Genomic DNA, 20,632 nt, shown 5'->3' with positions numbered 1-20,632 from the left:
AGGTTTCTTGATTAAAGCTGAAAACTAATAATTTGCGGTTATTAGAAAGCCTAATATGAGACAGATAACCGGAGGATTAAAATGAAAGAATCGTTTCGAAGATATTTTGATAAAGTGAAAGAATATTTTAGCAGCCGAACCAAAAAGCAAAAGATATTGCTTTTTGGTTCCGCTCTTTTATTCATTGTATTAATCGCATTAATATCCTTTTTTTCTACAAGAACAACGCTAGTTCCACTTTATAGCAATCTGTCTCCATCCGAAACAGGCACAATTAAAGAAAACCTGGACGGCAGGGGGATACAATCTGAAATCGCTGATGGCGGATCAACAATAAAAGTCCCGGAAGAAGTTGTGGATACACTTAAAGTTGAATTAGCTGCCGAAGGGATTCCGAAATCAGGCAGCATTGATTATTCGTTTTTTAGCCAAAATGCTGGAATCGGAATGACAGAAAATGAATTTAACGTATTAAAGCTAGACGCCATGCAATCAGAATTAGCTAATCTTATGAAAGGAATTGATGGCGTTCAGGATGCGAAGGTGATGATTAATTTACCAGAAAAAGGTATTTTTGTCAGTGACCCTTCTGAAGCAGCTTCTGCTTCAATCGTATTAAACACAAAGCCAGGCTATCAATTTGAAGAATCTCAAATTCAAGCCTTATATCATTTAGTATCAAAGAGCATTCCAAATTTACCCACTGATAATATCGTCATAACAAATCAGAATTTTGAGTACTTTGATTTAAAAAATACTGAAAATTCAACACCGGGTTCTCAATTTGCTTCACAGCATGAAATTAAGAAGCAAATCGAGAAGGATGTTCAGCGTCAAGTCCAAAATATGCTTGGTACGTTAATGGGTCCTGGTAATGTAGTTGTTTCTGTTTCAACAGATATTGACTTTACGCAGGAAAACAGAGAAGAGAATCTTGTAACTCCTGTGAATGAAGAAGATATGGAAGGTATTGCGATCAGTGCACATAAAATCACTGAAACCTTTACGGGAAATGGGGATGCTGCAGGAGGTATTCCACAGGGCGAAGATCCAGGTGATGCGCTTGGTTCTAGTTATCTTGAAGGAAATGGAGCAAATGGGGATTACGAAAGAATTGAAGAAACGATTAATAATGAAGTAAATAAAATTCGCAAAGAAATTGTTGAAAGTCCATATAAGGTTAGAGATTTAGGGATTCAAGTGATGGTTAATCCTCCAAAAGATGGGGAGCTTCCACAGGAAAGAATTGATGATATTACGAAAATCCTCGGAACCATTGTACGGACAACGATTGATAAGCAAGCCAATGATGGAGAACTAACGGACGAAGAAATCAATGAAAAAGTGGTTGTTTCAGTTCAGCCTTTCAATGGAAAAGTTGAGTTCCCAGATGAATCAAAACCGCTTCTGCCACTATGGGCATACATTGTAGGTGGAATTCTATTAGTGATTATTGCACTGCTTATCTTCCTATTTATTAGAGCGAAAAAGAAACGTGCCCAAGAGGAAGAAGAAAATGCACTACAAGAAGAACTGTTACATGTACCTGATGTGAATGAAGAACATGAAACAGAAAGCACAATGAGAAAGAAACAGTTGGAGAAAATGGCTAAAGAAAAACCGGAAGACTTTGCAAAACTGTTACGTACATGGATTGCTGAAGATTAGGGGGAATGAATAGTGGCAAAAAGAGATCAAAAAGAATTAACTGGTAAGCAAAAAGCAGCCATCCTTTTAATTTCCCTTGGTCCTGAGGTAGCCTCTTCTGTTTATAAACATTTAAGTGAGGAAGAGATTGAAAAACTAACTTTAGAGATTTCTGGCGTGCGTAAAGTTGAATCACAGGCGAAGGAAGAAATTCTTGAGGAGTTCCACAATATTGCTTTAGCACAGGATTATATTTCTCAAGGCGGGATTGGTTATGCGAAAACAGTTCTTGAAAAAGCATTAGGAAATGAACAAGCAGCAATAATAATTAATCGATTGACCTCATCATTACAAGTTAGACCTTTTGATTTTGCTAGAAAAGCGGATCCAGGACAAATATTAAACTTTATTCAGAATGAGCATCCGCAAACGATAGCATTAATCCTATCTTATTTAGATGCGGCACAGGCGGGGCAAATTTTATCAGAACTTCCACAGGAAATGCAGGCAGATATCGCTCGCAGGATTGCTGTGATGGATAGTACCTCTCCAGAAATTATTAATGAAGTTGAACAAATACTTGAAAGAAAGCTTTCAGCAACAGTTACACAGGATTACACACAAACAGGTGGAATTGAGGCGGTTGTGGATGTCCTTAATGGGGTTGACCGTTCAACAGAACGGACAATTTTGGATGCATTAGAGATCCAGGATCCTGAACTTGCTGAAGAAATTAAGAAGAGAATGTTTGTATTTGAAGATATTGTTACGCTTGATAATCGTGCAATTCAAAGAGTTATTCGTGATTGTGAGAGCGAAGATTTAATGCTTTCACTTAAGGTTTCTAGTGATGAAGTGAAGGATATCATTTTCAAAAATATGTCTTCACGGATGGCAGAAACGTTTAAAGAGGAAATGGAGTTTATGGGTCCTGTCAGACTTCGCGATGTTGAAGAGGCGCAATCTCGAATCGTTGCGATTATCCGCCGTCTAGAGGAAGCTGGAGAAATCGTTGTTGCTCGTGGCGGAGGAGATGATATTATTGTCTAGGCTCATCAAAGGAACTGGATGGGCTCCTCCCGTACAGAGTGAAAAGAAAATAATTTCAATTAAAGTGTTTGACCCACTAAATCAAAGAGAAGAACCAGAATTTACTTCTACCGATACAGAAAAACTGATACAGACGATGTTACATGAGGCAGAAATGCAGGCTGAATCGATTGTAAGTCACGCTCAACATGAAGCGGAAAATCTTCGTAAACAAATAGAAGACGAGAGAATAGCCTTTGAAATTGAAAAAGCAGAAATAGCTGAGCTGGCACGCAATACGGGGTTTACACAGGGTTTAGAGGAAGGACGCCGGCAAGGTTATCATGAATTTCATGAAATCATTCAATCTGCTAAGGACGTTGTGGAATCGGCAAAAAGGGATTACCGTATGCATGTAGATTCATCAGAGAAAACAATCCTTGAGCTTGGATTAAAAGTTGCCGGTAAAATTCTTGGGAAAACATTGAAAGATAAGGAAGAGGAATTTTTATCTGTTGTAAAACGTGCTTTAAAAGAAGCAAGAGATAATAAGGAAGTTCAGCTACATGTTCACCCAGTTCAATATGATTTTCTTTTGGCAAATAAAGAAGAGATCATAGCATTGTTTCCGAAAGACATCGATTTTTATATTTATCCGAACGATGATTTATCCGAAACAAGCTGTTTAATAGAATCGGAAAATGGAAGAATTGACGCGAGCATTGATAGTCAGCTAGAAGAAATAAAGCAGAAGCTTATCGAATTGCTAGAGGGTGAATAAGGAATGGAACTCGCTGATTTAATTGAAGAGATTGACCAATTGGATACATTTAAACGTTATGGGCGAGTGAAAAGGGTTGTCGGATTGATGATTGAATCCCAGGGGCCAGAAAGTTCAATTGGGGATGTTTGTTATATTCATGTTGGACATAAACGAAAAAGAATCATAAAGGCTGAAGTTGTAGGGTTCAAGGATGAAGATGTCATTTTAATGCCTTATACATCGATCAATGATATTTCTCCTGGCAGTTTAGTTGAAGCTACTTCTAAACCATTAGAAATAAAAGTTGGAGCTCAATTAATTGGCTCGGTTCTTGATTCAGTTGGTCAGCCTTTAGATGGATCAGCGTTGCCGAAAGGACTTTCGTCCGTTCCAACAGACCAGGATCCGCCAAACCCGCTTCAAAGACCGCCGATTTCTTCACCAATTGAAGTTGGTGTTCGCATGATTGATAGTCTGCTTACAATTGGAATTGGACAGCGTGTTGGGATATTTGCCGGCAGTGGCGTGGGGAAAAGTACGTTGCTTGGAATGGTAGCGAGGAATACGACGGCAGATTTAAATGTAATCGCGCTAATAGGGGAACGTGGAAGAGAAGTACGAGAATTTATTGAGAAGGATCTTGGACCAGAGGGCTTAAGCCGATCAATAGTTATTGTTGCCACATCAGACCAGCCTGCATTGATGCGAATAAAAGGTGCATTTACTGCTACAGCAATCGCTGAGTATTTTCGAGATAAAGGCTTGAATGTCATGATGATGATGGACTCTGTGACAAGGGTAGCAATGGCACAAAGAGAAATTGGATTGGCAATCGGTGAGCCGCCAACAACAAAGGGGTATACACCTTCTGTATTTGCCATTCTGCCGAAGCTATTGGAAAGAACAGGTACAAATGAAAAAGGCTCAATTACGGCTATTTATACAGTTTTGGTTGATGGTGATGATATGAATGAGCCAATTGCGGACACAGTCCGTGGTATTTTAGACGGTCACTTTGTTCTTGATCGTGCTTTAGCAAATAAAGGTCAGTACCCAGCTGTCAATGTCCTTAAAAGTGTCAGCAGGGTTATGAATAATATTGTAGATACGAATCATGTGAAATCTGCGGAAAAACTGCGGGAAGTATTAAGTACTTATATAAATTCTGAGGATTTAATTAATATTGGGGCATACAAGAAAGGCTCCTCAATGGATATTGATGAAGCAATCAGACTTTATCCAACGATCATTTCGTTCTTAAAACAGGCGACACATGAAAAGATCTCATTTCAGGAAAGTATTCAGCAATTATTTAGCCTAGTAGGGAAAGGAGAGTAACTTTCGTGCATTATCAGTATAAATTCGCAAAAATTCTTTCTATTAAAGAAAGAGAAAAAGATGAAGCCTTTAATGTCTATAATCAGGCAGTGAAAAAATTCGAAGAGGCAGCTGAAAAGTTATATGGTCTACTAAAGAAAAAAGAAGATCTCGAAAGTTTCCAATCTGAAAGGCTTGTAAATGGAATACATGTTCAGGAAATGAGGCACCATCAGCATTTTATCTATAATCTTGAAAAAACAATCAATCATTACCAGCAAATAGTTATCAATGCAAGAAACCATATGAATTTTTATCAAGAAAAGCTGATGGAAAAGAATATAGAAGTGAAAAAGTATGAAAAGATTAAAGAAAAAGATTTTACGAATTTCACTGAAAATATGAAACTGCTGGAAGGCAAGCAAATGGATGATATCTCGATCCAGCAATATATGAGTCGGGGAAGTTAGGTGGTAGCGTGGACAAAGTTGCAGAAGAATTAGAATCAAAAAAAACATCAAGGTTCCAAAGCTTCATATTTGTTGTCCTTATTCCGCTGTTATTTACCATAACGGTCGCCCTCATTGTGATGACTATTCTTGGTTACAATGTATTTGAATTAACAAAGGAATACGGACAAAAAATCCCATTTATTTCATCCGCAATTTCAGATGATGATTCCGACTCAGCGAAGGATATTGAGACAAAAATGATCGAGCTTGAGGCGGAAATTAAAGACCGTGAAGCCAAGATTACAAAGCTTGAAACGGAATTAGAGAGCAAGGATCAGGAAATTTCAAGAGCAGAACTTGAAAAGGAGCAACTTGAAGCGGAAATTGAAGAGCTGACCGCAATGAAAGAAGAGAATAAACGAGCCTTCAAGGATATAGTCAAAACATACGAAACGATCTCGGCAAAAAAGGCAGCTCCTATCCTTTCACAAATGAGTGAGACAGAAGCATTGGAAATATTAACGAATTTAAAGTCAGATAAACTTGCGGAAATTATGGAAAAAATGGAACCAGAGGATGCTGCAAGATATACGGAGCTTTTAACAGCTGATATTGAAGACAGTGAATAGGGAATCTATTCATTGAAGGGAGGTGAAAAAGTGGAAATTGCAAGTTTAGGGACAATCCATTCTCTTGTGTCGACAGCAGGAGGAAATGCAACGGATGCAGGTAAAGGCACTAATGGTTTTTCAACCGTATTTGCTAATTTGATGGCTGGAGCTTCACAGTCTTCTAATAGTCAGCCAGTTAATGAGCAAGTAAATGAACTTACAGTTGAAGAACTTGCTGGACTCGTTCAATTTTTGCAAATGAATGATATTCTAGAACTCGAAAATGGAAGCGATCTGTTAGGGAAAACAATGCTACAAAGTGATGTCGATGCTGTTTCTCTTATCCAAGAACAATTAAATATGTCTGCAGAAGAGCTGTTGCAGCTGTTAACTAAGCTTTACAATCAATTAACTTCTGCAAATGAAGATTTAACTGCTAAGGATTTATTAAATAAGATGGAGGGAGAAACTGCACACAAAGATTTGAATGAAGCGATTTTATCGCTATTAGAAGTAATCTCATCCCTGCAAATCCATAATGTAAAGCTCGTGCCTGATAAAGAATTTGGTCAAGCGATGAAGGCGGTAAAGCTTTTTGATCTATTAGCAGCACAACAAGATTCATTCGGAAATGAAACTAGACTAAGAGAGTTAATTAAGAGTATAAAAGAAAAGCTAGAATTAAAAATAACAACTCAACCATCAATCGCAAAGGAAGAGTATTTACAAAAAACATTTAATAATCTTGTTCAAGAAATGAACACAAAAAAACCCGTATTATCTGGTACTGAATACAGTACTGAGAATATGACAAAGGTCTTAACGAAAACGGATAGTGTTCATCCAGGATTTTTACAATTCCAACAGCTTTCAAAGCCTGAACAATTGACGCTGATGACAAGTGCACAAAGACCTGTATCTGCTGAACAATTAATTGAACAGTTTGAATCGATTCTCTCTAGAAGTAAATTTATAAATAGCGGCGGTACACAGAAGCTATTTATTAAATTAAATCCTGAGCATTTAGGTGCACTCAGAGTTGAATTAATTCAAAAGGATTCGATGATTATTGCAAGAATTCTAACCTCTACCTCCGTTGCCAAGGATATGATGGAATCACAGCTAAATGGATTAAAACATGCCTTTAGTTCTCAAAACATTCAAATTGAAAGAGTAGAAATCGCCCAACAGTTTACGAGTCAAGAACGTACGTTTAACCGTGAGCAGCAGCAACAACAAGAAAGACAACAGCCAAGGGAAGAACAAAAGGAACAGCAATCAAATGGTGATTTTACAAACTCATTTGAAGAAGCACTTCTTAATACTGAAGCTTAGGTGTGATATGAAATGACAAATACAATCGATTCTTCGTTGCTTCTATCTGAATATCAGAAAAAGCAGCGAAAAACAGGTTCAGACATTCTAGGTAAAGATGATTTTCTTAAAATATTAATGGTTCAGCTTCAAAACCAAGACCCTACGAATCCAATGCAGGATAAAGATTTTATTGCCCAAATGGCGACATTTTCTACATTAGAGCAAATAACGAATATGAGCAAGACGATGGAGAACTTTGTAAAAGTTCAAGAACAAAGTCAAATCATTGCATATAACCAATTTGTCGGAAAAGATGTTACTTGGCATAAGCTGACTCCATCCAAGGAGCAAGGTAAGGAACCTGTGATTGAAGAGGGAACAGGTCGAGTGGCTTCCGTTCAATTCAAAGATAATAGTGTCATCTTTATACTTGATGATGGAACAAAGCTTGAACCGGCTAATATCTCTCAAATCAATGAAACATCGAAAGAAAATGCGATGGTACAGGCAAGTATGATGATTGGCAAGAAAGTTACTTTCTTAGGTGAAGATAAGGAAGAAAAAACTGCAATTGTTAAATCAGTTTCATTCAAGGATGGGAAAACAGTTTTTCAATTAGAGGATGGAACGACAATCTCTTCATCGCAGATTACAAAAATTGAATAATACTTAGGAAGTGATTGAATGGATAAAATGATGTTTCATCCGATTCAATCAAAGGCCGTTAGTAAACCCAAACCAACTTCGGTTAATCAAATCCTTCAATCGAACAATAAATTTTCTGTTCATTTTCAACATGCATTACAAACGGACAGTAAATTAACTGTAAGCAAGCATGCGAAGGAGCGCCTGCTTCAAAGGGGAATACATATTAATGAGGCGCGCTGGAATCAGATTGAAGAAAAAGTTCAAGAAGCAAAAAACAAGGGTGTAAAGGAATCACTCGTACTGCTTAAGGATGCGGCATTAATTGTCAGTGCAAAAAACAATACGGTGATAACGGCAATGGATCGGGAAGAAGCCCGAACACAAATTTTTACCAATATCAATGGCACGATACTTTTAGATCAATAAATCGATGGCTGGACCTGTAAAAGGAAGCCATGGCTTGTGGAATGACTGAAGCAAGCCGTATATGAGAGGAGCAACTAATACATGCTACGTTCAATGTACTCAGGGATAAGCGGAATGAAAAACTTCCAAACAAAGCTAGACGTAATCGGTAATAATATTGCTAACGTAAATACTTACGGCTTTAAAAAAGGTCGTGTCACATTTAAAGATACAATGAACCAAATGGTTGCGGGTGCTAGTGCGGCAACAGACAATCGCGGTGGAACTAATCCAATGCAAATTGGGCTTGGCTCAGCATTAGCAACGATAGATACCATTCATACTGGTTCTAGTTTACAATCTACTGGTCGTGCACTTGATTTAGGAATTGATGGAGATGGATATTTTGTAGTTAAACAAGGTGATCAGATTTTATATACTAGAGCAGGAAATTTTTATGTTGATGATAATGGAACTCTAGTTAATTCAGATGGTCTTAAAGTACAAGCATATAAATCGGGGGTACTTGAAGATATTGTTGTAAATGTGAATGCTACATTACCTGCACTAGCAACTAATGAAATAAAATTAAATGGTAGTTTGCCAGATCCGTCAACGTTAAAACCTGGTGCAGGCAGTGATGTTCAACAGATGAAGATTGTTGATGAAAAAGGTGTTGAACATACTCTAGATTATCAATATGTTGTCGATGCTGCTGGGACTGGCTGGGAAGTTAAGATTACAAATCAAAAATCTACAACTGATCCAAAAGCGAGTATATCAGTTGCATTAGCATATGATGCAACAAATAAAACTTATACTGCACCTGCTGATATAGATTTAGCAACACTCGAGTTAACGGATGCAGGAACTGCTAAAATTAATGTTGATAAACTTAAACAAGATGGAGATTCAATCACAGCACAGGCTAATCCTAACGGGAATTTATCCGGAAAATTAGAAAGTTTTAATATTGGTCCTACTGGTGAAGTAAATGGTGTGTATTCAAATGGCCAGATTAGAAGCCTTGGAACAGTTGCACTCGCAAAATTCAGTAATACTTCAGGACTTCTAAAGGCGGGGAATAACTTATTCCAAGAAACAATTAACTCAGGAACTGCAAATATTAATGTTCCCGGCAGTGGCCGAGGATCAATTGCAGCGGGATCGCTAGAAATGTCCAACGTCGATCTTTCCGAAGAATTCACTGAAATGATCGTAACTCAACGTGGGTTCCAAGCGAACACACGTATCATCACAACATCTGATGAAATCCTGCAAGAGTTAGTAAACTTAAAACGATAGGCTAAGGGAGGGACAGGGTCAGAAGCATAAGCTTTTTGGCCCTGAATAAAACATTGATAAAGGTAACGCGTTTAAATGGGAAAGAGTTTGTATTAAATGCTGTTTTTATTGAAGTAGTCGAATCTTTTCCTGATACGACGATTACGCTAACGAATGGGCGGAAATATGTCGTGAAGGAATCAGAGGAAGCAGTCGTGAAGCTAGTAAAAGATTTCTATCAATCTGTAAGCCTTCTAGGGCATCAGCATGTGGGGGAAGATGAAGATGAAGAATAATAAGCTTGTAATGATTATGATAATTATGCTTGTTGCCATTACCCTAGTTGGTGCTGTTGCAGTTATTGTTGTCAAGCAGCTTAATAATGATGGTTCAGGTCCAAAAGAACCTTCGATTGATGAAGTTTTGGAAGCATCTGTTGATGTTCCGCAACTAACAACAAATTTAGCAAGCAATGATTTTATTCGTATTTCTTTCAAGATTCAAACTGATAACAAAAAAGCAAAAGAAGAATTAGAGAAAAGAGATTTTCAAGTAAAGGATATTATTATCCAAGAACTTTCAGAAATGACCGCTGAAGATATCCAGGGAAAAGAAGGTCAAATGAAGTTAAAAGAGGCATTAAAAGGGAAAATAAACGGCCTCATGCAAAAGGGCAAGGTTGAAGAGGTCTATATCACTGAATCTCTCCTCCAATAGCAAATAGTACCGATATGAGTGCATGCTTTATTCTGATATGATGTTGCATGGCGTTAAGAAATGCACAAGTTAATGAACGGCACAGCATTCGTGAAATGAGCCATAGTTTTTTACTGGAGGTGAGGGAACGTGTCCGGAGAAGTTTTATCACAAAATGAAATAGATGCCCTATTGTCTGCATTATCTACTGGTGAGATGGATGCAGACGAATTGAAGAAAGAACAAACCGAGAAGAAAGTAAAAGTGTACGATTTCAAACGAGCACTGCGATTTTCAAAAGATCAAATTAGAAGTTTAACAAGGATCCATGATAATTTTGCTCGTCTTTTGACGACATTCTTTTCTGCTCAATTAAGAACGTACGTCCAAATTACGGTTGCATCTGCCGACCAAATCCCGTACGAAGAATTTATTCGTTCCATTCCAAAAATGACCATTTTAAATGTGTTCGAAGTGCCGCCTTTGGATGGTAGAATTCTAATGGAGGTTAACCCGAACATTGCGTATGCATTGATGGATCGAATGATGGGTGGAAAAGGGACAAGCGTCAATAATGTTGAGAATTTAACAGAAATTGAAACGAAAATAATGTCTAATACGTTTGAACGTGCATTCGAAAACTATCTAGAGGCTTGGAGCACAATCGTTGAAATGGAACCCCTATTGACGGATTTTGAGGTAAATCCTCAATTCTTATCAATGGTTTCACCGAATGAAACTGTTGTTGTTATCTCGTTAAATACAACTATTGGCGAAACAAGCGGAATGATGAATATTTGTATACCGCATGTTGTTCTAGAACCAATTATTCCTATGCTATCTGCCCACTATTATATGCAGACAGATAAAAAGGATCGCGTACCAGAAGAAATAGAAAGATTAGAAAAACATATTCAAAATGCAGAAGTTTCAGTTGTCAGTGAACTTGGTAATTCAGAAATAAGCATCGAGGATTTCTTAATGTTAGATATAGGGGATGTAATTGAGTTGAACAAGCAAATTGAACAACCGCTCATTATTAAAGTAGGAGATATTCCGAAATTTATTGGACAACCAGGGAAAGTAAACAAAAAACTAGCCATTCAAGTATTGGATATAGTGAAAGGGGGAGACGACGATGATGAGCGGTGATATGCTTTCACAAGATGAAATCGATGCTCTATTACGTGGTGGTGATGATGAGGACACTGAAGAAATGATGGATGATTCCTTTGTTGTTGAAGATTATCTTTCAAGTATCGAGGAAGATGCTCTAGGAGAAATCGGAAATATTTCATTTGGCAGTTCAGCTACAGCTTTATCCACCTTACTAAATCAAAAAGTGGATATTACAACGCCGACAGTAACTGTCATCTCACAAAAAAAATTACAAGAGGAATTCCCTCATCCATATGTTGCGATTCAAGTTAGTTATACAGAAGGATTCTATGGAAGTAATTTATTAGTCATTAAACAAGAGGACGCAGCTATTATTGCAGATTTAATGCTGGGTGGGGATGGACAAAATCCATCTGATTTGATGGGGGAAATTCAGTTAAGTGCTGTTCAGGAAGCAATGAACCAAATGATGGGTTCAGCAGCAACTTCGATGTCAACCATTTTTAGCAAGAAGGTAGATATATCTCCACCAATGATAGATGTGTTGGATGTACAACAAGGGGCAGGGACCGATAAAATACCTGATGAAGATATTTTGGTGAAAATATCTTTCCGATTAAAAATTGGTGACTTAATTGATTCAAATATTATGCAGCTATTGCCGCTTCATTTTGCAAAAGGCCTAGTTGAAGAATTACTAAATCCTGGTGGTGCAGAATCAACTGATTCCAACGTAATAGATGAAGTTAACACACCTGCATATGCACAGCCAACGGAGCCAGATATTTCTTTTGATAAACAGCCTGCTGGACAGGATTACGGGTATAACCAGCCACAAAATATGCAGAATGAACCTGTGTATCAACAGGGCAGCTACCAACAGCAGCCAATGCCTGCTTATCAGCAAGCACCCTATGGCTATCAACCGTCATATCAGCAAGCTGGTCAGCATAGTGGACCACAGCATTTTGGCTCAGCTTTTCCGGAAGCACCAAAAGCGAATGTGCAGCCTGCAGTATTTTCAAATTTTGAGCCAGTTCATCTTCAAGAGTCTGAATCAAAGAATTTAAATATGCTACTCGACATTCCACTTCAAGTTACAGTGGAGCTTGGCAGAACAAAACGATCTGTGAAGGAAATTCTTGAGCTATCAGCGGGATCCATTATTGAACTTGATAAACTCGCAGGTGAGCCGGTAGATATCCTAGTAAATAACCGTCTAATTGCCCAAGGTGAGGTTGTCGTTATTGATGAAAACTTTGGAGTAAGGGTTACGGATATTATTAGTCAAAGTGATCGTTTAAAAAAACTTAGATAATGCATGGGGGTAATGAGAAATGGCGCAAAAAATTTTAATTGTTGATGATGCAGCATTTATGAGAATGATGATTAAAGACATTCTTACAAAAAATGGGTATGAAGTAGTTGGGGAAGCTGCTGATGGTGTACAAGCTGTGGATAAATATAAAGAATTTCAACCAGATTTAGTGACAATGGATATTACGATGCCTGAAATGGATGGAATTACAGCATTAAAAGAAATAAAGAAAATTAATCCTAATGCAAAAGTGCTTATGTGTTCTGCAATGGGCCAACAAGCAATGGTAATTGATGCTATTCAGGCTGGTGCAAAAGACTTTATTGTTAAACCTTTCCAGGCTGATCGTGTTATTGAAGCAATCTCGAAAACTTTAGGATAATAATCTATTGATTAGAGGGTGCAGAATATTGCAATATGTTAATCGGACTATTCTTTTGCTACTTATTATAGGTATTGCTCTGCTGGGCTTGGATGCACCAGCCTATGCAGAGCAATTAAACAATAGTGTGAGAGATTGTTTAGAACATCCAGACACATGCGGAGATGAACAAACGCCAAATAAACAGGAAGAGCAAGGTAATGCTGAGACTACAAAAGTTGGTATCAATGCGTGGGATATTATAAAAATGATATTTGCAACTGCTTTTGTTGTTGCACTCCTATATTTCTTACTTAAGTTTATTAATAAGAGAAGTAAAACGTATAAAAGCAGCAGGCTCATAGAAAATTTGGGAGGCACTGCACTTGGTACGAATCGATCTGTACAGCTAATAAAGGTTGGTAATCGTATCTTGGTCGTAGGTGTTGGTGAAAATATTCAGCTGTTAAAGGAACTTACGGACTCAGAGGAATGCAGTCAAATTATCTCAGACTACAATGATAAAATGGAACAGCTTGTACAACCAAGCGATATTGTGACAAAGGTACTTCAAAGAAGAAAAAAGAGTCAATCAAATGAAAACAAAGGGAACCAGTTTCAATCATTGCTTAAACAACAGCTAGATAACTTAACGACAGACAGGCAGAAATTATTTGACGAAATGGAGAAGAAAGGATCAGACGAGCGATGAATGAATTTATGGAGTTTTTTAATAATAGTTCGCCTGAGAATGTTTCGACTTCTGTAAAATTAGTTTTAATGCTGACTGTGTTGTCATTGGCACCTAGTATTCTCATATTAATGACTTGTTTTACAAGAATTGTCATTGTTCTCTCCTTTGTCAGAACGGCGCTTGCTACTCAGCAAATGCCTCCAAATCAAGTAATAATCGGATTATCTTTATTTTTAACCTTTTTTATCATGGCTCCGACTATGCAACAAGTGAATGAAGAAGCGTTAACACCGCTGTTTAATGAAGAAATCAATTTAGAGCAAGCATATGAGAAAGCTTCCGTTCCATTTAAAGAATTTATGAGTGCGCATACGAGACAAAAGGATTTAGCTTTGTTTCTGGAGTATTCCAAGGCAGAGCCGCCAAAATCAGTCGAAGACATTCCATTAACTTCACTAGTACCGGCCTTTGCTATTAGTGAAATTAAAACCGCATTCCAAATCGGATTTATGATATTTATACCTTTTCTCGTCATTGATATGGTAGTGGCAAGTATCCTCATGTCAATGGGGATGATGATGCTTCCTCCAGTAATGATTTCATTGCCTTTTAAAATCTTGTTATTTGTCCTTGTTGATGGATGGTATCTCGTCGTAAAATCTCTTTTACAAAGCTTTTAAGCAGGTGAATATATAAAATGACTCCTGAAACAGTTATTTCAATTGCAGAACGTGGCATTATGACTGTATTACTGATTTGTGGACCATTATTGCTGCTGGCACTTGTTGTCGGATTAATTGTCAGTATTTTTCAGGCAACAACGCAAATTCAAGAGCAAACATTAGCGTTCATACCCAAGATTGTTGCTGTTCTTGCGGGACTTGTGTTTTTTGGACCATGGATGCTAAGTCATATGCTTTCTTATGCAGGTGAAATTTTTTCAAACTTAACGAGGTTTGTGGGTTGATGATATGGTAGACTTAATACCCGCTTTTCCAGCTTTTTTACTAGTGTTTGTGAGGGTAACATCTTTTTTTCTGATGATGCCCCTTTTTTCATACCGTTCCATTCCAGTAGCGGCGAAAATCGGATTAGGCTTTTTTATGGCAGTTATCGTGGTTGTTACTCTTGATGCACCAACGCTGGAAATTGATCATAATTATTTTTTATTAATTATTAAAGAAGCACTAGTTGGTTTATTCATTGGATTTATCGCTTATTTAATTTTATCTGCTATCCAAATTGCAGGTGGCTTTATTGATTTTCAAATGGGATTCGCCATTGCAAATGTGATCGATCCGCAGACGGGTGCACAAAGTCCTTTAATGGGTCAATATCTATATACAATTGGACTCTTTTTTTTACTGACAGTAAACGGCCATCATCTTATGCTAGATGGAGTGTTTTACAGTTATGAGTTTATCCCTTTAGATCAGCCATGGATTCCTTTTGGGGATGAAAATATGGTTGAATATGTAATTAAAGCATTTAATTCGATGTTCATTATTGCTTTTCAAATGTCGATTCCTGTTGTTGGAAGTCTATTTTTAGTCGATATTGCTTTAGGAATTGTTGCGAGAACGGTTCCACAGCTTAATGTTTTTGTTGTCGGACTTCCTTTGAAAATAGGAGTGAGTTTCCTCGTACTCATTGCGGTGATGAGTGTGATGCTGTTTACTGTTTCACATTTATTTGAAACGATGTTAAATACGATGCGCGGTCTCATGGACATTATTGGGGGAACAAGCAGATGAAATTATTGTTAACGTTAGATTTGCAGCTTTTTTCAGGTGAAAAGACAGAAAAAGCAACCCCAAAGAAGAGACAGGATTCTCGTAAAAAAGGACAAGTTGCCAAAAGCCAAGATGTGAATACGGCAATTAGTTTACTTGCTGTCTTTCTCTTTTTCCTATTTGCAGGTTCCTATATGAAAGATATTGTTTTGTATGTGATGAGGCACGGCTTTCAGGAATTTATGCTTACAGAGTTAACGGAAGCAAATATTCAGTCGGTTTTTCTTTCCATATTGAAAGAGCTTGTATTCCTTTTAGGACCGATTATGTTTGTTGCGTTAATTGCAGGAGTAGCGTCGAATTATATGCAAGTTGGGATTTTATTTTCGACGGAAGTCATCCAGCCAAAGCTTGAAAAACTGGATCCGATCAAAGGCTTTAAACGGATTTTTGCCCTTAGAGCCCTTGTTGAGCTTTTAAAATCAATGCTAAAAATAGGATTTGTCGGTCTTGTTACATTTCTTGTTTTATGGGGCAGTATTGATGAAATCTTAATTTTGTCGCAAAAGCCTGTTGGAGCAGCATTAGCGACAATAGGAAACTTGACTATAAAGATGGGATTATTTGCATCAGGTGCGTTATTGTTTCTATCTTTATTAGATTATCTATATCAAAAATATGATTTTGAAAAGAATATCCGAATGTCGAAGCAAGATATAAAAGACGAGTATAAAAATATTGAGGGGGATCCCCTCATTAAATCGAAAATAAAGCAAAGGCAACGGGAAATGGCGATGAGACGAATGATGCAGGAAGTTCCCAACGCCGATGTGGTCATCACGAATCCAACTCACTTCGCTGTTGCTTTAAAATATGATGAAACAAAATCGGATGCACCATATGTTGTTGCAAAAGGGGTAGATTTTGTTGCCCAAAAAATAAAACTAATTGCGAAAGAAAAAGATATTATTACAGTAGAAAATAGGCCTCTTGCGAGAGCTTTATATAGCCAGGCAGACATCGGAGACGCGATTCCAGAGGAATTCTTCAAAGCCGTTGCTGAAATTCTTGCCTATGTATACAGAACTAAGAAGAAAATCTAATAATATTGAAGTTTAATAGTGTCTAGGCACTTACGCTTTTCTAATAGGAGAGGAAATATATGTCAGCAAGAGACTTATCGGTTTTGGTAAGTGTAATCTTAATCGTGGCCATGTTAATTATTCCATTTCCAACATGGCTGCTGAGTATACTCATTTTAATTAATATTACTTTGGCTCTCCTGGTTTTATTAACGACGATGAACATGCGTGAGCCGCTTGAATTTTCAATTTTTCCATCATTATTACTATTATTGACATTATTTCGACTTGGCTTGAATGTTTCCACAACGCGTTCTATCCTTTCAACAGGAGAAGCTGGGGGTGTCGTTCATACCTTTGGTACCTTCGTTGTTGGCGGAAATATTATTGTTGGACTTGTTGTGTTTTTAATTCTTATTATTATTCAATTTATCGTTATTACAAAAGGGGCTGAGCGTGTATCAGAAGTTGCTGCGAGATTTACGCTTGATGCGATGCCGGGGAAGCAAATGAGTATTGACGCTGATCTAAATGCTGGCATGATATCAGAGCAGCAAGCACGTGAACGCCGTGAAAAAGTTAGCAGAGAAGCTGATTTCTATGGTTCGATGGACGGTGCGAGTAAATTTGTAAAAGGGGATGCGATTGCTGGGATCATTATCGTCCTTATCAATTTAATTTTCGGAATTGTTATCGGGATGATGCAGCTAGGATTATCATTTGCTGATGCTGCCACGCATTTTTCGCTTTTAACTGTTGGTGACGGGCTTGTCAGCCAAATCCCCGCACTCTTGATTTCTACTGCGACAGGGATCGTTGTAACAAGAGCCGCATCTGAGGGAAATCTTGGTTCAGATATCACCGCTCAATTATTTGCCTTTCCAAAGATGCTTTATGTTACCGGAGCTACTATCTTTTTACTTGGCTTGTTTACGCCAATAAGTAATTTTCTTACTTTCCCAATTGCCGCACTGCTAGGATTTGGCGGATATATGATTTCTCGAACGCCTGAGCCAGATAAAGAACAGTTACAGGAACTAGAGGAAGAGATTGAAACAGGAGAAATGAAAAGTCCTGAAAGTGTTGTTAGTTTATTAAATGTCGACCCGATTGAGTTTGAATTTGGCTATGGACTTATTCCGTTAGCCGATGCAAATCAGGGCGGCGATCTTCTTGATCGGATTGTAATGATTAGAAGACAGCTTGCGATCGAGCTCGGTCTTGTTATCCCTGTTGTCAGGATACGAGATAATATCCAGCTTCAGCCGAACGAGTATCGATTGAAAATTAAAGGGAATGAAATGGCACGTGGAGAGCTTCTGCTTGATCATTACTTAGCAATGAGTCCTGGAATTGAAGATGATTCTATTGAAGGTATTGATACAGTTGAACCATCCTTTGGATTGCCTGCAAAGTGGATAACTGAGGATATGAAGGAACAGGCAGAAATATTTGGCTATACGGTAGTTGATCCACCGTCAGTTGTGTCTACCCATATTACTGAGGTTATCAAAGGAAATGCTCACGAGCTTCTTGGAAGACAAGAAACAAAACAGCTGATCGATCATTTAAATGAAAGTTATCCAATTTTAGTTGAGGAGGTTACACCAAATCCTTTATCAGTAGGAGAAGTACAGAAAGTGCTTGCCAAGCTGTTAAAAGAAAATGTTTCTGTTCGTAATCTGCCGATTATTTTTGAAACGTTAGCTGATTTTGGCAAAGTGACAAGCGATACGGATTTGCTTACGGAATATGTTCGTCAAGCATTGGCGCGGCAAATTACGAATCAATTTTCCCATGCAGGTGATTCGCTAAAAGTTGTCACTCTTTCAGGGAAAGTGGAGAAGCTAATTGCAGATGGAATTCAGCAGACAGAGCACGGCAATTATTTATCCATTGATCCGACCATTTCGCAGGGTATACTTGAATCAATCGCATCACAAGTGGAACAATTATCACTCATTGAACAAACACCTATTGTCTTATGTTCTCCTGCTGTCAGAATGTATGTAAGACAATTAACAGAGCGTTATTTTTCGCAAATACCTATTTTATCTTATAACGAGCTTGAGGCAAACGTAGAGGTACAGAGTGTTGGGGTGGTGAATGTAGATTGAAGGTAAAAAAATATGTGGCAGCTAATATGACTGAAGCCATGAAGAAAATCCGAGCTGAGCTAGGAAATGATGCAGTCATATTAAACTCGAAAATTGCTCATACCGGCGGATTTTTAGGTTTGTTTAAGAAGCGTACGATTGAGGTTATTGCAGCAGCTGATCCGAAGCCAAAATATCAGCAAATGCCAATAGTAAAGCAAAAGCAAATGTTTTCATCTAAAATAGAACAAAGTGATGAAGCGAGGAAGGAGGTTCTACAGAATATGAGTTCTGTAGAACAAAAACCTTCTGGTGAAATAATTAAAGAATTAAATGAGCTAAAAGCATTATTAAAGAGTATTCCCTCAGGATCGATTAGTGCAACACCTTCATTTCCAGCCCATCTTCAATTGATGGACAAGCTATTAAAGGAACAAGAAATTGATGCATACATTCAGGAATCAATTCTAAGTTCGTTGCTTGAGAAATGGTATGTGGAAGGTGCAAGTGCTTCAATTGAACAGGTGTATTCTTGGCTTGAAAAAGAAATGGTTAAACGTATTTCGAACATTCCATTTGGAGGAATTTCTTTTTCTAAAAAATATATCAATGTTGTCGGTCCTACTGGTGTTGGAAAAACGACAACACTTGCAAAAATTGCAGCTGAATGTGTAATCACACATAAGAAAAAAGTTGCTTTTATTACGACAGACACATATAGAATTGCAGCAATTGATCAGCTAAAAACATATGCAAAAATACTTAATGTTCCATTAGAGGTTTGCTATTCCATTGATGATTTTAAAAAGGCTGTACAAACCTTCCATGATTTTGATCTTGTACTTATTGATACAGCGGGGAGAAACTTTAGAAACAAGCAATATGTAGAAGATTTAAAACAAGTAATCGATTTTGATAATGACATGGAAACTTATTTAGTTCTTTCATTAACTTCAAAGCAAAGAGATATGGAAGATATATTTACTCAATTTTCAAGTATAAACCTTGATAAATTTATTTTTACAAAAGCAGATGAAACGTCTAGCTATGGAGCAATGTACAACATGATTAATAAATACAACAAGGGTGTAGCATACATGACAAACGGTCAAAATGTTCCAGATGATATGGTAGCTGTTAGTCCAAATAATATTGCGAAATCGATTATTGGGGTCAATTAGGATGAAGGATCAAGCTGAAGAACTAAGAATAAAACTTAAGGTGGCAGCAGAGGGGAAATCTCCCAAAACAGTGGCTGTTGTTAGTGGAAAAGGGGGAGTTGGGAAGTCCAATCTTTCATTGAGCTTTTCCATTTCACTGGCCACAAAAGGGAATAGAGTATTATTGTTTGACATGGATTTGGGAATGGGGAACCTTGACATCTTAATGGGAAATACATCTGAACTTTCGATTGTCGATTTTTTTGAAGGCTCAATATCTTTAAAAGATGCGGTGATGGATGGTCCGAAAGGGCTGAAATATATTGCCGGCGGATCTGGTCTTTCACATTTAGTCGGACTTGATGTGGGATTAGTTGATAAGTTTGTAAAAGAACTAACAGTCATTTTCAAAGAATATGATTATGTCATTTTTGACATGGGGGCTGGGATTACGGATGGGACTTTGAAATTTATTCTATCTGTTCAAGAAATCGTTGTAATTACAACTCCAGAACCAACAGCAATGACAGATGCTTATGCTATGATGAAACATATACATTTAATGGATTCTACTATTCCTTTTTATGTAGTTATTAACCGGGTGCAGTCTGAAAAGGAAGGCAAGCAGACATTTACCCGTCTCTCAAAGGTTGTAAAAAGTTTTCTTGATCGAGAGATTATCTGTCTTGGCACAGTCCCAGATGACCGTGTTATTCAGCAAGCAGTAAGAAGTCAAATCCCATTTATCCTTTATAATGAAAAGGCACAAGCTTCAAGAGCTTTAAAGGATATTTCTAACAAGTATACACGAGGACAATTCACTCAGGAACCAACTTCAAATAATTCGCGTCACTTTGTATCAAAACTAAAGCAATTTCTCTTTGAAAGGTAGGGGATCAG

23 protein-coding genes are annotated in these 20,632 nt (G+C 37.6%); all 23 read left to right on the top strand.

Features of this window, described 5'->3' with window-relative positions; genetic code table 11:
* Positions 1–81 precede the first annotated feature (81 nt).
* The 23 genes from fliF to FI644_RS24730 all read left to right on the top strand — a co-directional run bounded on the left by fliF (position 82) and on the right by FI644_RS24730 (position 20,624).
* Positions 82–1,668: a flagellar basal-body MS-ring/collar protein FliF gene (gene fliF, locus FI644_RS24840; RefSeq protein WP_053475661.1), complete on the top strand. Its 1,587-nt coding sequence runs from the start codon at positions 82–84 to the stop codon at positions 1,666–1,668.
* Positions 1,669–1,680: 12 nt separating this feature from the next.
* A complete protein-coding gene (gene fliG, locus FI644_RS24835) occupies positions 1,681–2,697 on the top strand; it encodes a flagellar motor switch protein FliG (RefSeq protein ID WP_053475662.1) in 1,017 nt (338 codons plus the stop codon).
* Positions 2,681–3,457 carry a flagellar assembly protein FliH gene (gene fliH, locus FI644_RS24830; RefSeq protein ID WP_053475663.1) on the top strand — a complete coding sequence of 259 codons (777 nt, stop codon included), beginning with the start codon at positions 2,681–2,683 and terminating at the stop codon, positions 3,455–3,457. Before fliG ends, fliH begins: the two co-directional genes overlap by 17 nt.
* A 3-nt stretch (positions 3,458–3,460) precedes the next feature.
* Complete coding sequence (fliI, locus tag FI644_RS24825; RefSeq protein ID WP_053475664.1) at positions 3,461–4,777, top strand: flagellar protein export ATPase FliI; 1,317 nt, start codon at positions 3,461–3,463, stop codon at positions 4,775–4,777.
* A gap of 5 nt (positions 4,778–4,782) precedes the next feature.
* Positions 4,783–5,226, top strand: a complete 444-nt coding sequence (gene fliJ, locus FI644_RS24820; protein ID WP_053475665.1) for a flagellar export protein FliJ — start codon at positions 4,783–4,785, stop codon at positions 5,224–5,226.
* A gap of 8 nt (positions 5,227–5,234) precedes the next feature.
* Entirely contained in the window at positions 5,235–5,837 is a 603-nt protein-coding gene (locus tag FI644_RS24815; protein ID WP_053475666.1) for a MotE family protein, read from the top strand.
* A gap of 30 nt (positions 5,838–5,867) precedes the next feature.
* Positions 5,868–7,154, top strand: coding sequence for a flagellar hook-length control protein FliK (locus FI644_RS24810; protein ID WP_053475667.1), 1,287 nt, complete (start codon positions 5,868–5,870; stop codon positions 7,152–7,154).
* Positions 7,155–7,166: 12 nt separating this feature from the next.
* Positions 7,167–7,802, top strand: a complete 636-nt coding sequence (gene flgD, locus FI644_RS24805; RefSeq protein ID WP_053475668.1) for a flagellar hook assembly protein FlgD — start codon at positions 7,167–7,169, stop codon at positions 7,800–7,802.
* Between the two features lie 18 nt (positions 7,803–7,820).
* Positions 7,821–8,210 (top strand): TIGR02530 family flagellar biosynthesis protein, encoded by a 390-nt coding sequence (locus FI644_RS24800; RefSeq protein WP_053475669.1) that lies wholly within the window; start codon positions 7,821–7,823, stop codon positions 8,208–8,210.
* An 81-nt stretch (positions 8,211–8,291) separates the two neighbouring features.
* Positions 8,292–9,494 carry a flagellar hook protein FlgE gene (locus FI644_RS24795; RefSeq protein ID WP_053475670.1) on the top strand — a complete coding sequence of 401 codons (1,203 nt, stop codon included), beginning with the start codon at positions 8,292–8,294 and terminating at the stop codon, positions 9,492–9,494.
* A gap of 53 nt (positions 9,495–9,547) precedes the next feature.
* Positions 9,548–9,769 carry a flagellar FlbD family protein gene (locus FI644_RS24790; RefSeq protein ID WP_053477504.1) on the top strand — a complete coding sequence of 74 codons (222 nt, stop codon included), beginning with the start codon at positions 9,548–9,550 and terminating at the stop codon, positions 9,767–9,769.
* On the top strand, positions 9,759–10,190 hold the full coding sequence (gene fliL, locus FI644_RS24785; protein WP_053475671.1) for a flagellar basal body-associated protein FliL: 432 nt from the start codon (positions 9,759–9,761) through the stop codon (positions 10,188–10,190). The genes FI644_RS24790 and fliL overlap by 11 nt, the downstream gene beginning before the upstream one ends.
* 129 nt (positions 10,191–10,319) lie before the next feature.
* Positions 10,320–11,321 (top strand): flagellar motor switch protein FliM, encoded by a 1,002-nt coding sequence (fliM, locus tag FI644_RS24780; RefSeq protein ID WP_053475672.1) that lies wholly within the window; start codon positions 10,320–10,322, stop codon positions 11,319–11,321.
* Positions 11,308–12,606, top strand: coding sequence for a flagellar motor switch phosphatase FliY (fliY, locus tag FI644_RS24775; protein ID WP_142108940.1), 1,299 nt, complete (start codon positions 11,308–11,310; stop codon positions 12,604–12,606). Before fliM ends, fliY begins: the two co-directional genes overlap by 14 nt.
* A 19-nt stretch (positions 12,607–12,625) precedes the next feature.
* Positions 12,626–12,988, top strand: a complete 363-nt coding sequence (locus tag FI644_RS24770) for a response regulator (RefSeq protein ID WP_053475674.1) — start codon at positions 12,626–12,628, stop codon at positions 12,986–12,988.
* A gap of 28 nt (positions 12,989–13,016) precedes the next feature.
* On the top strand, positions 13,017–13,679 hold the full coding sequence (locus FI644_RS24765; RefSeq protein ID WP_231690051.1) for a flagellar biosynthetic protein FliO: 663 nt from the start codon (positions 13,017–13,019) through the stop codon (positions 13,677–13,679).
* Entirely contained in the window at positions 13,676–14,341 is a 666-nt protein-coding gene (gene fliP, locus FI644_RS24760; protein ID WP_053475675.1) for a flagellar type III secretion system pore protein FliP, read from the top strand. The genes FI644_RS24765 and fliP overlap by 4 nt, the downstream gene beginning before the upstream one ends.
* Before the next feature lie 17 nt (positions 14,342–14,358).
* Positions 14,359–14,628 carry a flagellar biosynthesis protein FliQ gene (gene fliQ, locus FI644_RS24755; RefSeq protein WP_053475676.1) on the top strand — a complete coding sequence of 90 codons (270 nt, stop codon included), beginning with the start codon at positions 14,359–14,361 and terminating at the stop codon, positions 14,626–14,628.
* A gap of 4 nt (positions 14,629–14,632) precedes the next feature.
* The gene (gene fliR / locus FI644_RS24750) at positions 14,633–15,415 is read left to right on the top strand and encodes a flagellar biosynthetic protein FliR (protein ID WP_053477506.1); all 783 of its coding nucleotides are present in this window, start codon (positions 14,633–14,635) and stop codon (positions 15,413–15,415) included.
* Entirely contained in the window at positions 15,412–16,497 is a 1,086-nt protein-coding gene (gene flhB, locus FI644_RS24745) for a flagellar biosynthesis protein FlhB (protein ID WP_053475677.1), read from the top strand. The genes fliR and flhB overlap by 4 nt, the downstream gene beginning before the upstream one ends.
* A gap of 59 nt (positions 16,498–16,556) precedes the next feature.
* Positions 16,557–18,593 (top strand): flagellar biosynthesis protein FlhA, encoded by a 2,037-nt coding sequence (flhA, locus tag FI644_RS24740; RefSeq protein WP_053475678.1) that lies wholly within the window; start codon positions 16,557–16,559, stop codon positions 18,591–18,593.
* The gene (gene flhF / locus FI644_RS24735) at positions 18,590–19,753 is read left to right on the top strand and encodes a flagellar biosynthesis GTPase FlhF (RefSeq protein WP_142108939.1); all 1,164 of its coding nucleotides are present in this window, start codon (positions 18,590–18,592) and stop codon (positions 19,751–19,753) included. The genes flhA and flhF overlap by 4 nt, the downstream gene beginning before the upstream one ends.
* 1 nt (position 19,754) lies before the next feature.
* Positions 19,755–20,624 (top strand): MinD/ParA family protein, encoded by an 870-nt coding sequence (locus FI644_RS24730; RefSeq protein WP_053475680.1) that lies wholly within the window; start codon positions 19,755–19,757, stop codon positions 20,622–20,624.
* Positions 20,625–20,632: the final 8 nt, after the last annotated feature.

The sequence above is a fragment of the Cytobacillus solani genome (assembly GCF_006704205.1).
GTDB lineage: Bacteria > Bacillota > Bacilli > Bacillales > Cytobacillaceae > Cytobacillus > Cytobacillus solani.
This window is presented reverse-complemented; position numbering and strand designations above follow the sequence as displayed.